Here is a 14,116-nt window from a genome sequence, read left to right as displayed (position 1 = left end):
CAACGCCTTCGCCATGGGCGGTACGAACGCAGTTCTGGCATTCAGGCAGGTGTAGAAGCCATGCAAGACGCCTCATTTGAGGTCACCTGTCGTATCTAGCTGCTTGCCGGACCACTATGTAAAGCGAGCGCTATTGGCTGCCTCTGCGATGCGGGAATTGGCAGCGGACGTCTCTCGATCAAACAGGCATCTTGCTTGTAGAATTCTTTTAATCGTGAAGCGGCGCGAGTGCGCTATCCGTTGAGGTGAGCAAGGCCGGCGCCCTGGGTGAGCGCTGGTGTCGGGTGGTGGAAAGTACAGGGGGAGCTGTGTGGCCCCTCTTTCTCGGCCTCGACGATGTGCGAAGGAGCCTGCGCGGCGAACGGGCCAACGCCCCAGGCTCAGAACCTGGGCGAACCTAACTCCCGCCAAAGGACAGCCCAGAGCTGGATACACGAAAGAGATACTGAACCCGCGAATCAGATTCTGATCAATCGTCGTGTCTGAGCTCCACTCGGCTCTTACGGAGATAATCGCGCGGCCCGGCAACGGCCGCGCGTGCCGCGGGCGTGAGCTTTGCGCTTCGTCAGAAGTGCCTCGAGCGTGACGACGATAATTGACCAGCCATATGGAACGCATTCGCCCAGTTATCCAAAGCGTGGATACCTTTCATCTAAACAAAGGATTTTACCGTTTTTGCTGCAGGTCCCATAGAAGCGCTTCAAGTTGGAAAGATAGGTAGTTCCGATGGTTGCGTTGGATCTGAGGAGCATCATCTGGTGTGCGGGGCGTACAAAGTCAGTCGCATCTGCATTGCGGCTTGGTCTTTCGGCGGTCCCCACAAGTTACGCCCCGTTGGCGCGACGCCAATTATTTAATCAATGCTTGGACATTTATCTCAACCAGACAGCTACAAGGTGAGGTCTTCCATGCGTCCGAATGTCGAGTGGAAGTTGTGCTGGGAAAATGAGCTGCAACTGGCCGACCATGTCGAACTCTCCGACTTTTTTCGAAAGACCTATGGACGGACTGGCGCCTTCAACGCGGAGCCATTCGAAGGCGGCCGCAGTTGGGCCGGCGCGAGGCCGGAATTCCGCGCAATCGGCTACGACGCGCATGGGGTAGCGGCTCACATCGGCATGCTGCGGCGCTTCATCAAAGTTGGCGAGGTCGACTTGATCGTCGCTGAATTGGGCCTGTACGCGGTTCGTCCGGATCTTGAAGGGCTCGGAATCGGTTTTTCGATGCGCGTGGCGTACCCAGTGCTCCATCAGTTGGGTGTTCCATTCGCTTTCGGCACGGTTCGGCACGCGCTGCGAAACCATGTCGAAAGATTCTGCAGAGCCGGCCTCGCGAACATTGTGTCGGGCGTTCGCGTACGGTCGACCCGTCCAGATGTGCATCCCGACCTGCCGCCCACGCGCCTGGAAGACGTACTCGTGTTGGTTTCGCCGATCGGACGCTCGATGGACGAGTGGCCGTCTGGTACCCTGATCGACCGGAACGGTCCGGAACTATGAAGCCTCTGGACTACATATGCGAAGGGCAGAGTGACAATGCCGATCGCATTGCAGAGCGCAGCGTCTATCTGACGTTTGACGACGGTCCCAATTCATTTTTCACACCGCAGATACTCAATGTGCTGGCGCAACATCAGGTGCCGGCGACCTTCTTCGTTGTTGGGGCCTACGCGGCCGACGAGCCGGAACTCGTTCGCCGAATTATTACAGACGGCCACGGTATAGCCAACCACACGATGACTCATCCGGACCTAGCTAAATGCGGGTCCGTCGAAGTCGACTGCCAGATAGTTGAGGCAAACAGAGTCATAGGGATGGCTTGCCCGCAGGCCATGGTTCGGTACTTTCGTGCACCCTATGGCATCTGGACCGAAGAAGTAATCGCTGCATTAGCGGGTGAGGCATTGGCGCCCGTCCATTGGTCCATTGATCCACGCGACTGGTCTCGCCCCGGCGTTGACGCCATCGTCGACAGAGTGCTCGCCGATATCCGGCCGGGCGCAATCGTGCTGTTGCACGACGGGTGCGCTCCCGACGAATTGCAACCAGGCAATCAAGCCAGTCTGCGCGACCAGACGGTGACAGCGTTGTCACGCCTAATTCCAGAATTGCACGGCCGCGGATTTGTAATCCGATCACTTCCTCAACATCCCTGAACAAACAGAGATCCTATGGACCTTCTCACCACAGCCAGTACTGTTGCCGTTTCGTCTTATGCGGTGCTCTCGACTGTTTACAGAGGCATGCAAGCGGTCTACTCCCAACCGGAAAATGTTACGCCGCCGTCGGAAAGCTTGTTCGGATCCGACCGTTGGCCGAGCGTGGATGTCATTATCCCCTGCTACAATGAGGACCCGCGCACACTCGCGGCGTGTTTAGCTTCCATTGCAAATCAAGATTACTCCGGAACATTTCAGGTCTATCTGGTTGACGACGGTTCTGGAAATCGTAATGCCGTCATCCCGGTACATCACGCCTACGAGGGCGACCCGAGATTCAATTTCATTCTGCTCCGCGAAAATGTTGGCAAACGCAAGGCGCAGATCGCCGCCATCCGCCGCTCATCTGGAGATTTCGTGCTCAGCGTCGACTCTGACACGACACTTGCGTCCGACGTCATCACGAAGCTTGCAGTAAAAATGCGGGATTCCATGGTCGGAGCGGCCATGGGCCAGCTGACGGCATACAACCGCAGCGACACTTGGTTGACCCGATTGATCGATATGGAATACTGGCTGGCTTGCAATGAGGAGCGCGCGGCGCAAGGTCGCTTTGGTGCGGTCATGTGCTGCTGCGGCCCATGTGCAATGTACCGCCGGTCTTGTCTCCTTTCTCTGCTGGATCAATACGAGACGCAGCTGTTCAGGGGGAAACCAAGCGACTTCGGTGAAGACCGTCATCTTACGATCCTCATGCTGAAAGCAGGCTTTCGAACCGAGTACGTTCCAGGTGCCGTCGCGGCGACAGTCGTTCCGGACAAGATGGGACCTTATTTGCGCCAACAACTCCGCTGGGCACGAAGCACTTTCCGGGACACGATGCTTGCGCGAGGTCTACTGCGTGGCCTGGATCGCTATCTAACTTTGGATGTGATGGGAGAGAATCTCGGCCCATTGTTGCTCGGCATCGCGGTAGTAACGGCGCTCGGTGAGTTACTATTTTCACATACAGTAAATTGGTGGACGGTGCTGGCTATTGTCACGATGACCATAATCAGATCTACGGTGTTATCTTTCCGCACTCGGCAGCTTCGATTCATCGGCTATTCAATGCACGCGTTAATCAGGATATTCCTGTTGATCCCCTTGAAGGCTTACGCCCTGTGTACATTGAGCAATAGCGATTGGCTGTCGCGTAAAAGTGTTCCCCTGCCCAACAGCAGCACAAAGGAAATCACAAGCGCGATGCCGCTTGGCGGAGCAAATGCTGCGGGCAATTCTGGAATTGCGGAGTCACTTCATACTGCAGATCTTTCGCTCACAGCTAGTGAAGTCTGACGGCCTTGCAGCGCCGAGTGACCGAGTAAGTTGTGTCAGTCGACACGGGGTGAAGCTTGTCGAGTTACCTATGGTCAGAACGGGGACTATGTGGAAGCGACACGTGGCATCTTGACGTTATTCTTTGGCGGAAGCGATACACACGTCGCTCCGGCCGCGACTTTCCAAAGGTGTCATCTCAAGGCGGTGGCCTGCTCTGAACCAGAATTCGCAAGTAAGCTGCCGGTGGCCAATCGGACTCATTCCGCTTGAGATAGACGCATGTCCAATGTAGCAATCGACCTTACCGGCGTAACCAAATTATTCGGAAACAAGCTCGTTGTGGACGGGCTGTCCTTCACCGTTGCATCGGGAGAGTGCTTCGGTCTGCTGGGGCCTAACGGCGCAGGCAAGAGCACGATTGCGCGTATGCTCCTCGGTATGACCCGGCCTGACGCGGGTGATATAACAGTCCTCGGTCTACCAGTGCCGGCACGCAGCCGCTTGGCCCGCAAGGGCATAGGCGTGGTCCCGCAGTTCGACAATCTCGACCTGGAATTTACGGTACGTGAGAACCTGTTGGTGTTCGGGCGCTACTTCGGCATGAGTACAAGAGAGATCAACGCCGTCATCCCACGGCTGCTCGAGTTCGCTCGCCTTGAGAGCAAGGCGGATTCACGTGTCGGCCTGCTATCCGGCGGGATGAAGCGGCGCCTGACGCTGGCACGTGCTCTGATCAACGACCCCCAGTTGCTTGTGATGGATGAGCCCACGACCGGCCTCGACCCGCATGCCCGCCATCTGATCTGGGAGCGACTTCGTTTCCTGCTGGCGAGCGGAAAAACGATCATTTTGACCACCCATTTCATGGAAGAGGCTGAGCGGCTTTGTGATCGGCTGTGTGTTCTCGAGCGGGGACGCAAGATCGCCGAGGGCAGTCCTCATGCGCTGATCGACGAGTACATTGGGTGCAACGTGATCGAGATCTTCGGCGGTAATCCACAGGAGCTGATTTCGCTGATCAGACCGTACGTTCAGCGTGTCGAGGTAAGCGGCGAGACGCTCTTTTGCTATGCGCCTGAGCCGGAGGATGTGCGCATCCAGCTTCGCGGTCGAGCGGGTCTGCGTATTCTAGAGCGTCCACCCAGTCTGGAGGACGTTTTCTTGCGGTTAACCGGACGTGAGATGGAGAAGTGAGCAATGGGTGAACGTTTTGCGGCCGCTCTACCCGCCAACGCCTGGAACTGGATGGCGGTGTGGCGCCGCAATCATCTGGCATGGAAGAAGGTGGCATTTGCTTCAATGCTCGGCACCCTTGCTGATCCGATGATTTACCTTTTCGGGCTCGGCACTGGCCTTGGACTGTTGGTAGGCCGCATCGAAGGTGCATCCTACATCGCCTTTCTGGCAGCCGGCATGGTTGCGACGAGCGCGATGACAGCATCAACCTTCGAAACAATTTACGCGGTTTTCGGTCGAATGCGCGATCAGGGCACTTGGGAAGCAATCCTGCACACACAACTTACCCTCGGCGACATCGTTCTCGGTGAATTGACCTGGGCAGCCACAAAGGCTTTTCTGGCCGGTACGACAATTGCGATTGTTGCGGCCGCGCTAGGTTATGCCGCGTGGACGTCGGTTCTCTACGTGCTACCGGTCGTCGCTCTCACCGGATTCGCCTTTGCGAGCCTGGCCATGCTCGTCATCGCGCTCGCGCCCAGTTATCACTATTTTATTTTCTATCAGACGCTTGTCATCACACCCATGCTGTTCCTTTCGGGCGCGGTTTTTCCAGTCGGCCAATTGCCAGGAGTGTTTCAGCAGATTGCGGCCTTCTCGCCCCTGGCGAATTCTATCGAGCTAATCCGTCCGGTGATGCTCGGCCGCCTGGGCGACAATGTAGGGCTGCATATAGGCGCACTTTGCATGTTCGCTGTATTGCCTTTTTTTCTGTCGGCTGGACTGTTTCATCGACGACTAATGCGTTGACGCTTGCTTACACCCATTAACCAGAAGGAGGTCCGCAATGCCGGATGCAAACTGCCCACAGCGGCCCGGAGGCATGCGTATGCTAGGAATCGCGAGTGGTACAACGCCGAAGCCGGGCGCCACCCAGCCGCTGCAGGCACCCGCCCAGCTTCGCGACCACACCTCGAAGAACAGGCTGGATGGTGAGGCGCGGACCCACCCGGAGCGTTCAATCGATAGCAGCCAAGCTTCTTGTGCGCGTCCACAGACCGTCGCGGCCATTATTTAGTTGGATACACATGCAATGACCCACAACGAAGCAACTCTTGAGCCTTTTGTGATCCTTGCTATGCCAAGGACCGGAACACACTATTTAGAAGAATTGCTAAACGAGCATCCGACCGTTTTGAGTAACGGTGAGTTGCTAAACGAATATGATCCCAATTGGCCCAGCACTGATCGCCTGCTAGGCACGGATCGCGAGCTTCTTGAGCTTGCCTATGTGCGCTGCCCTATGCGCGACTACAAGAATGTGACGCATCTTGGATGCAAGATCAATGAACCTCAGTTTCGCGAGCGTCCCGCATTCTTTGCGGAACTGGCTCGTTGGCCAGCACTCAAGGTCATCCTTGTTGTTCGCCGAAACGTATTGGAATCGCTCCGATCCTTTGTGCAGGCCAGGGAAAGCGGTCACTGGCTGAAGTTCAGCTGGGACAACGATACCGCTCGGCCACCGAGCGTCAGGTTGTCAATCGCCGACTGTGAGGCTTATTTCAAAGCCGCCGACGATTTTCACGCTCGCGTTATGGACTCCTTCACGTCGACCAACCTGCTTGTAATGGAATACGAGAGCCTACTTCACGAACCTGCCCAATGCCTGGGAGCGGTTTGGGATTTCCTGGGCGTTCCAGCGCTTGAGCCATCAGATAACGCCATCCTGCAGCGCCAGGAAACGCGACCGCTGGATCAAACGGTGGAGAACTTTGACGAGTTGCGGATTCACTTCGCACGGGGACCTTATTCAAGATTTTTTGACCTCGGAGATTCAATGCGCTCCTACGCTTAATCGCTTGTACCGCGTGCTCTGATGGGCGTGTAGGATATCCTGCAGTTTGCGCGCATTCCGTCGCAAAACTGACAAACCAAAGTCACCAAGACGACAGAGATATCGGCCGGCAGTCGATCTGCGGCAGACATCAAAGACACGGCCGCAAGGCGACCTGGTCAATTCCCTCTCTGGCGAAGCACTTCTTCAGACGCGATCTTTGGCGAGCCTTGAGTGCAAATTCCGGCAAAGGTGGAGGGTTCCAGTGCGCAACCCGCACCAATCTCGCTGGACGGGACAGGCCTCCAGTTGGCACGGCGCTTGCTCCGAGATGACAGCAGCGCTCGACCGGAGCGCAGCATGGGAGAAGGAGGAGCCCCCACCCCGATCCGGTCAGGGAGAGAGAAACGGTGTTGGTTCCAAGAGTCCCCCGCGCGATCGCAGCGCCCCGCAAGCCCCATTTTGCCCGGACCTACGTGCAGGTGCTTGCCGCCATAGTCCTGGGAGCCGCAATTGGCTACCTCTATCCGGAAACCGGCCAGAGCCTGAAGCCGCTCGGCGATGCCTTCATCAAAGTCGTCAAGATGATTATCGCACCTGTCATCTTCCTGACAATTGCGACCGGCATTGCCGGCATGAGCGATCTGCAGAAGGTCGGCCGAGTTGCCGCCAAGGCGATGGTTTATTTCCTCACCTTCTCGACACTTGCACTCGTTGTCGGACTGATTGTCGCGAATATCGTTCAACCTGGCGCCGGCCTCAACATCGATCCGGCCTCGCTCGATGTCCAAGCCGTTAAGGGCTATGTGGCCACGGCTCACGAGCAGTCCGTGACCAGCTTCCTGATGAACATCATCCCGTCAACGATTGCCAGTGCCTTCGCGGAAGGCGACATCCTGCAAGTCCTGTTCTTCTCGGTCCTGTTCGGCATTGCTTTGGCGATGACCGGAGAGACGAGCAGGCCGGTCGTTACCTTTCTCCAGGCGCTTACCGCCCCCATTTTTAAGCTCGTCGGCATTCTGATGAAGGCTGCACCCATCGGCGCCTTCGGCGCAATGGCCTTTACGATCGGCAAATACGGAATCGGTTCGGTGGCCAACCTCGCGATACTGGTCGCGACGTTCTATCTTACCGCCTTCCTCTTCGTGTTCGGGGTTCTCGGCGCGGTCTGCCGCTACAACGGCTTCTCGATCTTTTCTCTCGTCCGCTACATCAAGGACGAGCTGCTGCTTGTCCTGGCAACGTCCTCCTCGGAGGCCGCGCTGCCCTCGCTAATGGAGAAGATGGAGAAGGCCGGCGCCGCCCGTTCGGTCGTAAGTCTCGTCATCCCTACTGGATACTCATTCAATCTGGACGGTACCAATATCTACATGACGATCGCCGCCCTCTTCATCGCCCAGGCGACGAACACAGATTTGTCAATTGCCGATCAGATCCTCCTGCTGCTAATTGCGATGCTTTCCTCGAAGGGTGCGGCAGGCGTCACCGGCGCCGGCTTCATCACATTGGCCGCTACTCTCTCTGTCGTGCCGAGTGTTCCCGTTGCCGGAATGGCTCTAATTCTTGGCGTGGACCGCTTCATGTCGGAATGCCGCGCGCTGACGAATTTAGTCGGTAATGCGGTGGCATCGCTCGTTGTCGCTCGCTGGGAAGGCGAATTGGACCAGTCACGGATGGAAACCGCTTTCCGCGGTTAGGGTTACATCAAACTGGCTCCCCGCAAGCAAGATCGCAACAGCGCGACGTGTAAGTAGCGGCCTTGACACAACAGTCGAATTGCCAGCCTCCAAAGAGCGCTGGAAATAGAGTACTAACGCAGTGAGTAATACAACACCATGAAGCCCCTAAGCAAACGAACGGTTCACGGAGACTCATCTGGGTGCGCATGGAGCGCTGTTCGTCGAATGCGCTATCCGCGGGGTGGGGGAACTATTTCAGCTTGCCGCCCCAAGCCGTCGCGGGAGCGCACCGGATGATGGAGGACCGGCCGATCAGAATCGCTAGGGGAAAGCGCGTCACAATAGCCGATCTCGCCCGCGAAGCCGGAGTCAGCGTAGCAACAGTCGATCGGGTTCTGAACGTCCGCCTTCCGGTGCGAGAGGAGACCGCCCAGCGGGTCCATGCGGCCGCGCACGCGATCGGCTATCATGCTGCCGGTCTCATCAAACAGCGCTTGCAGCAGCACCTGCCGCACTACAAGCTGGGCTTCATCTTGAGAAAACCTACCCACGATTTCTACCAAGATTTCGCTCGCAAGATCGAAGAGTCGGTCAGTATGGCTAAATCCTTCCACGGCCTTCCGATCATCGAGTTCGCGCAGTCACATTTGCCGCGTGACCTGCTCCCGCTTCTTAAGGACCTTGGGAGCCGCTGCCAGGCGATCGCCATGGTGGCGGCCGATCACCCGAAAATCACAGCATCAGTCGAGGAGCTCAAGGCGAAAGGTATCCCGGTATTTTCGCTGCTATCCGACTTCGCCGATGGCGTGCGCGAGGGCTACATCGGCCTCAACAACAGCAAGGTCGGACGGACTGCCGCTTGGGTGTTTTCCAAGGCCGCAAAACGGCCCGGCAAGGTGGCGGTGTTTGTCGGAAGCCATCGCTTCCAGGCGCATGCGACGCGGGAAACGGCCTTTCGTGCGTATTTTCGTGAGAACGCGCCAAAATTCGAGGTGCTTGATGCGCTCGTGAACCTTGATGAACGGCAGCTCACTTACGAAAAATTGCTGGATCTTATGCAGCGGGAACCAGAGCTCGTCGGCTTCTATATGGCCGGCGGGGGGATAGAGGGGGCAATTTCCGCGCTCCGAGAAGAGGGGAGCGGTCAGGATCTCGTCGCGATCGTGAGTGAAATGACGCCGCAGTCACGTGGGGCGCTTGCGGATGACATCTTGACGATGGCGGTCGGCACGCCAATGCGCCGACTTTGCCAGGAGCTGATAATGGCAATGGAGCGGGCCATCAAAGCCGGCGTCGCGGAGAGCCCGGGGCAGACATTTCTGCCGTTCGACATTTATCTTCCGGAAAATATTTGACCTTGATGGATTTCTATCATGAGCGCCCATTTTCCTTTCACCGATGAAAGGAAAGCTCGATTGACTCGGCCGTCTCTGTCCGATCTGTGAACCGGCGTGGTTCCGTCTTGAAAGAAGCCGGATGCCGAAATGGCAGCCGCGCTTCATGGAAGGAAAGTCAAGCAATGCGCCAGGTATCGCCCCGCTTTGCACTCGATCACATGGCGGCGCCCCGCCTTGACGTCAGTGCGCTTTTCGCGCTTGCCCGTGACCAAGGCCTGACCGACGTCCAAATCCGTTACCCTCATTTCAGCAATCCTGTCGCACGCGGCATTCCGGCTGCGGACGTTCGGTTGGCCGCTACCGAAGCGGGCGTCACGATCATCTCTGTCAACGCCTTGCAGCGGTTCAACGACTGGACTCCAACGCGTCAGGCCGAGGCAAGCAACCTCGCCGATTATGCGACGGCGTGCGGGGCGGAGACGCTCGTGTTGGTGCCGGCCAACCGCAGCTCGTGGCCCACCAATAGCGAGCGCCAGGACAATCTTCGTTTCGCTCTAAACGAGATCAAGCCAATCCTCCAGTCGCGGGGTCTGATCGGTCTCATCGAGCCGCTGGGTTTCCGAACCTGCTCGCTTCGATCAAAGAAGGAAGCGGCCGAGGCCGTTGCCGCGGTTGATGGCCAGTCCGTCTTTCGCCTCGTGCACGACACGTTCCACCACACCCTGGCCGGGGAGACATGCCTGTTCTGCGAGCTTACCGGCCTGGTGCACATTTCAAGCGTAAACGACCCGACCTTCTGGATTTACCCCGATCGCTTTCTTGCAGGTTCCGACAATGGCAGCCAGATTCAGGCGCTGCTGGATGGCGGCTACGCGGGACCTTTCTCATTCGAGCTGGTCGAGGAAGTCCATTCTCTGGACGATCTCGCAGGCGCACTTGCCGCCAGCATCGACTTTATCCGGCGAGGGCTATTGTCGTCAAAGTAGATGGTGACAGGAGTAGTGACTATAGGTGCGCCTGAATTTTCCGTGGGTTCACAGCGGGGCAGCCATCCGAGATGCCTCCTGTATCATTATCTCCCGCATCCAGATGCTTGCCGGATCGCTATTGTGGAGGGCCGGCCATTGGAGGGTCTCGGTGAATGTGGGAAATGGCAGCGGAAGTTCGATAACCCGCAGGGGGAACGTTTTTTCGAAATGCCTGACCAGCCGTAAGGGCATGGTCGCTATACGAGCTGTGCCGGACACCATAGGTGGAATCATGCTGAAGCCCTGCACGGCGACCTCGACACGTCTCTTAAGGCCATGCTCAAGCAAAAACCATTCCTCGATAGACGGCTTCATCGTACGCCCGAACCTGACCGCGACGTGCCTCATCGACATGTATCTCTCGAATGTAAGCTGCTGTGGCAGCTGCTTGTTTGTGGGACAGCCTACGCACACGAGCTTCTCGTCAAACAGCGCAACGCTTGAATGCACACTCGACGTGAACATATCCGGTAGAATTAGAAAATCGACGTCACCGCGCCGGAGAAGCTCATCGGGGCTATCGTCGACAGGCAGCAGTTCGAAGCTGACGGCGGGGGCTTCCCGTGAAATACGCTCCACAAGCTTTTCGAAAAACACGAGCGTGACGAAATCGGAAAGAATGATCCTGAAGAGGCGATCGGCTCGAGCTGGGTCAAACGGATCCGAAGAAATAATCGAGCACTGGATGTGCTGGAGAGCGTCGCGAACTGCGGGGGCAAATGCTGCCGCACGCGGGGTTAGAAATCTTTCGCGACCTCTTATCGTAAACAGTTCATCGCGGAAATAATCGCGCAGTCGGGCGACGGCCGCACTCATGGCGGGCTGACTCAGGTTAATCCTGCGTGCCGCCGCCGAGAGATTACGCTCCGTCAGGAGTGCGTCGAGCACAACGAGGAGATTTAGATCAAGTCCTTTGAAACGCATGTCATCAGCCATCCATGGGATGGATGCCTTTAACCGAAACAAACGACTTTAACAATTTAGCATTCTTGCAATCTTTTGTCGCAAAAAGTTTATGATGGATGACGTTAAGGTCCGACATATGAGCCGCGTGATCTGCCGAAGCGAGCAATCGTTCGTACTGTGCAGGTCAGAGATTGGCAGTTTGAAACGCCGGGCCGATGGCGCCGGTCTATCAACCAGCGTCTTCGGCGGCCCCGACCTAGCTAGGCGTGGAACCTAATAGGGTGCACCTTTCCAGTCCGAGGCGACTGATGGGCGGTTTGATCCTAAGCTGCCGTGAGGCCTGTGCCAATTGTATCGGCGAGCCAATGCAGCAGTCCGGCAGCGTTTTTGAGAGCTGTTGTAGGCTCGGCCTAAGCCCATTGGCGCAAGCCTATCTGAACGAAGCGCTTGGCCTTGCCGCTATCCGGTATGTGATCTGTGGTGCCTTCTCGTCCTGCTGTTCTTGTTTTGGAACGCCCTTATGGTGAGCCCATCCGGGACGTGGGGCACCGGGAGCACAAAGGTGCAGGCAGGCCGTCAATAGACCGTGGGCTGAGAGCCCGAGCTCGTTACATGGCCGCCCCTCGCGACTTTCCCGGATGCGCTGCGAGCGCGGATCAGTAGATGTCGTGTTGCCCGCCAGCTCCCGTCTTTGACCGAGCCAAGAAGGAGGAACGGGCATGCTTATCATCGGACTGGATATTCACCGCGCCTTCGCCGAAGCAGTGGCATGGGAGGAGGGCAGGCTCAGGCGACTCGGCCGCGTCGACATGCGGCGCGATCTGCTGGCGGCGTTCGCCGCGAAGCTGTCGCCGAACGATGTCGGGGTGATCGAGGCCACCGGCAACGCGACGTCCGCTGCAGCTGTGGTTGCGCCGCATGTGAAGAAGGTGGGGATCGCCAAGCCGAAACAGGTGTTTATCGTTGCCTATGCCAAGATCAAAACGACGATCGACGCCGACGTTCTTGCGCAGCTCTATGCCAGCGGCTTCTTGCCAGAAGTCTGGATTGCGGACGAGCCGACGCAGGCTCTGCGTCGACAGGTGACACGGCGCAATCAGATTGTCCGACAGAGATCTCGATTGAAGAGCGTCATCCAGTCGATCCTTCATAGCCACCTGATCCGTCCTGCCCGCATGCTGACCTGTGCGGCGCCAAGGGTCGGACCTGGTTAATCGAGCAGGTCGTACCGCAGGACGAGCGCCTCGCGATCGATGGGCATCTGCGCGAGTTCGACCGATTGGGCGAAGACCTCCAGGTCATCGAACGCGATCTTGTCCGCTCGGCTCTCGAGGATGAAGGCGTGAAGCGGCTGATGACCATTCCCGGCGTCGACATCACCGTCGCGCTGGCGATGAAGGGCGGCGATCGGCGACGTGTCGCGCTTCGACGATCCGCAGAAGCTCGTGACCTATCTCGGGTTGAACCCAAGCGTCCAGCAGTCCGGCCAGGTCCGGCCTACCATGGGCGGATCACCAAGCAGGGCCGTGGTCATGCGCGCGGCATGCTCGTCGAGGCGGCCTGGGCGGCCGCTCGTGCTCCCGGACCGTTGCGAGCCTTCTCCCTGCGGCGTGCGAGCCCGGCGCGGACAGCATGTCGCGGCCGTGGCAACCGCACGCAAACTCTCTGTCGTGATCTGTCATCTGTTGAGAAGGGCGAGAGTTACGCGTGGGCTCGACCCTCCCTGCATGCCAAGAAGCTTGCGCGATGTGGAACTCAAGGCCGGGAGCAAGGCTGTGCGCGGCCAAAAGGGAGCGCACGCCTACAACATAAAGAGCCACCGGGAAGAAGAGCGCCGCTGGGTGGAGCAGGCCGAGGGCGCCTATGCACGCCTCGTCGCCGGTTGGAACCCACGAGGTCCGAAGAGGGTAGGCACGGATGCCGCAAACGAGGCGCGACGATAGAAGCTGCGCGGCAGGGCTCTCATCTCGGACCCTGCTCTTCGCCACGCGGTCGTCCGTGCGCGACAGGAGAATAGCGCAGATTTATCAAAAAGGCTCTTGTCGATCACATCAGTGGTCTTGGGCGCTGTACGGCCGGGTGAAGACTTTGCAGGTGGCCCGGAAAGCGTTTGACCTGCAGCGAAGCAATTGTCGTCATTACGCGCTCGACCCGGGCGCCCAGCTTGGCATAAGGGCTACGTGGCCTCAGGAAGCGTCGTCGCCAATGCAGACCATGGACGAATTCCCAGCCGATGCCGAGATGCCGGTCGACCGTGCCTGTCGCCGTCCGGTGATGCGATGCCCCCGAGCGGATGAGTTCGCCCCGGATGCTCCCGGTCACGACGCACGGGTTCGGGTTCCAAGGCGCTCAGTTTTGTTCGCGCCCAATCGGTGTAGGACGCGGCAGAAATACGAGCGTGACGAAATCGGAAAGAATGATCCTGAAGCGGCGATTCGGTAGAGCCGGGTCAAACTATCCGACGAAATAAACGATCACTGGATGGGCGGGGGAGCGTCGCAAACTGGAGGGCAAGAGCTCCCGGACGCAGCGTTAAGTTTGAATACCTCCGCGGACATGGTCGCGAGCTTATCGCGCAAATAAATCGAGCAGCCGAGCGCCGGCCGCACTCATGACCGGCTGGGCTCGGTTAATCCTGCATGCCGCGCCCATGAGGTTACTTGTCCGGAGTGCGTCGA

Annotated in this window: 10 protein-coding genes and 1 pseudogene; 10 read left to right on the top strand and 1 reads right to left on the bottom strand. The window is 58.0% G+C overall.

Annotated elements, in window-relative coordinates:
- The first annotated feature begins 908 nt into the window (after positions 1-908).
- The 9 genes from P9217_RS29995 to P9217_RS29955 all read left to right on the top strand — a co-directional run bounded on the left by P9217_RS29995 (position 909) and on the right by P9217_RS29955 (position 10,490).
- Positions 909-1,499 (top strand): NodA family N-acyltransferase, encoded by a 591-nt coding sequence (locus P9217_RS29995; RefSeq protein WP_063169401.1) that lies wholly within the window; start codon positions 909-911, stop codon positions 1,497-1,499.
- Positions 1,496-2,155 (top strand): chitooligosaccharide deacetylase NodB, encoded by a 660-nt coding sequence (nodB, locus tag P9217_RS29990; RefSeq protein ID WP_063169400.1) that lies wholly within the window; start codon positions 1,496-1,498, stop codon positions 2,153-2,155. Before P9217_RS29995 ends, nodB begins: the two co-directional genes overlap by 4 nt.
- Positions 2,156-2,170: 15 nt before the next feature.
- Positions 2,171-3,496, top strand: coding sequence for a chitooligosaccharide synthase NodC (nodC, locus tag P9217_RS29985; protein WP_063169399.1), 1,326 nt, complete (start codon positions 2,171-2,173; stop codon positions 3,494-3,496).
- 261 nt (positions 3,497-3,757) lie between these two features.
- Positions 3,758-4,672: a nodulation factor ABC transporter ATP-binding protein NodI gene (gene nodI, locus P9217_RS29980; RefSeq protein WP_024505873.1), complete on the top strand. Its 915-nt coding sequence runs from the start codon at positions 3,758-3,760 to the stop codon at positions 4,670-4,672.
- A gap of 3 nt (positions 4,673-4,675) precedes the next feature.
- Positions 4,676-5,464 carry an ABC transporter permease gene (locus tag P9217_RS29975; protein WP_063169398.1) on the top strand — a complete coding sequence of 263 codons (789 nt, stop codon included), beginning with the start codon at positions 4,676-4,678 and terminating at the stop codon, positions 5,462-5,464.
- A gap of 283 nt (positions 5,465-5,747) precedes the next feature.
- Complete coding sequence (locus tag P9217_RS29970) at positions 5,748-6,509, top strand: sulfotransferase domain-containing protein (protein WP_063169397.1); 762 nt, start codon at positions 5,748-5,750, stop codon at positions 6,507-6,509.
- A gap of 392 nt (positions 6,510-6,901) precedes the next feature.
- The gene (locus P9217_RS29965; RefSeq protein ID WP_210326678.1) at positions 6,902-8,185 is read left to right on the top strand and encodes a dicarboxylate/amino acid:cation symporter; all 1,284 of its coding nucleotides are present in this window, start codon (positions 6,902-6,904) and stop codon (positions 8,183-8,185) included.
- 275 nt (positions 8,186-8,460) lie between these two features.
- Entirely contained in the window at positions 8,461-9,522 is a 1,062-nt protein-coding gene (locus tag P9217_RS29960; protein ID WP_051695606.1) for a LacI family DNA-binding transcriptional regulator, read from the top strand.
- 164 nt (positions 9,523-9,686) lie between these two features.
- Complete coding sequence (locus tag P9217_RS29955) at positions 9,687-10,490, top strand: TIM barrel protein (protein ID WP_063169395.1); 804 nt, start codon at positions 9,687-9,689, stop codon at positions 10,488-10,490.
- Positions 10,491-10,538: 48 nt separating this feature from the next.
- Here P9217_RS29955 and P9217_RS29950 read toward each other — a convergent pair whose 3' ends face one another.
- A complete protein-coding gene (locus P9217_RS29950; RefSeq protein ID WP_063170390.1) occupies positions 10,539-11,456 on the bottom strand; it encodes a LysR family transcriptional regulator in 918 nt (305 codons plus the stop codon).
- Positions 11,457-12,157: 701 nt separating this feature from the next.
- On the opposite strand from P9217_RS29950, the pseudogene P9217_RS29945 reads away from it, so the two are divergent.
- A pseudogene (locus P9217_RS29945) lies at positions 12,158-13,381 on the top strand (IS110 family transposase).
- Positions 13,382-14,116: the final 735 nt, after the last annotated feature.

Source organism: Mesorhizobium sp. WSM4989 (genome assembly GCF_029625795.1).
Classification (GTDB): Bacteria; Pseudomonadota; Alphaproteobacteria; order Rhizobiales; family Rhizobiaceae; genus Mesorhizobium.
Note: the sequence above shows the minus strand (reverse complement) of the source record. Positions and strands in the feature narration are given on the sequence as shown.

Bases quoted from the DNA above. Each gene is read 5' to 3' on its own strand.
- P9217_RS29995 (WP_063169401.1), top strand. From the start codon at position 909: ATGCGTCCGAATGTCGAGTGGAAGTTGTGCTGGGAAAATGAGCTGCAA.
- nodB (WP_063169400.1), top strand. From the start codon at position 1,496: ATGAAGCCTCTGGACTACATATGCGAAGGGCAGAGTGACAATGCCGAT.
- nodC (WP_063169399.1), top strand. From the start codon at position 2,171: ATGGACCTTCTCACCACAGCCAGTACTGTTGCCGTTTCGTCTTATGCG.
- nodI (WP_024505873.1), top strand. From the start codon at position 3,758: ATGTCCAATGTAGCAATCGACCTTACCGGCGTAACCAAATTATTCGGA.
- P9217_RS29975 (WP_063169398.1), top strand. From the start codon at position 4,676: ATGGGTGAACGTTTTGCGGCCGCTCTACCCGCCAACGCCTGGAACTGG.
- P9217_RS29970 (WP_063169397.1), top strand. From the start codon at position 5,748: ATGACCCACAACGAAGCAACTCTTGAGCCTTTTGTGATCCTTGCTATG.
- P9217_RS29960 (WP_051695606.1), top strand. From the start codon at position 8,461: ATGATGGAGGACCGGCCGATCAGAATCGCTAGGGGAAAGCGCGTCACA.
- P9217_RS29955 (WP_063169395.1), top strand. From the start codon at position 9,687: ATGCGCCAGGTATCGCCCCGCTTTGCACTCGATCACATGGCGGCGCCC.
- P9217_RS29950 (WP_063170390.1), bottom strand. From the start codon at position 11,456: ATGCGTTTCAAAGGACTTGATCTAAATCTCCTCGTTGTGCTCGACGCA.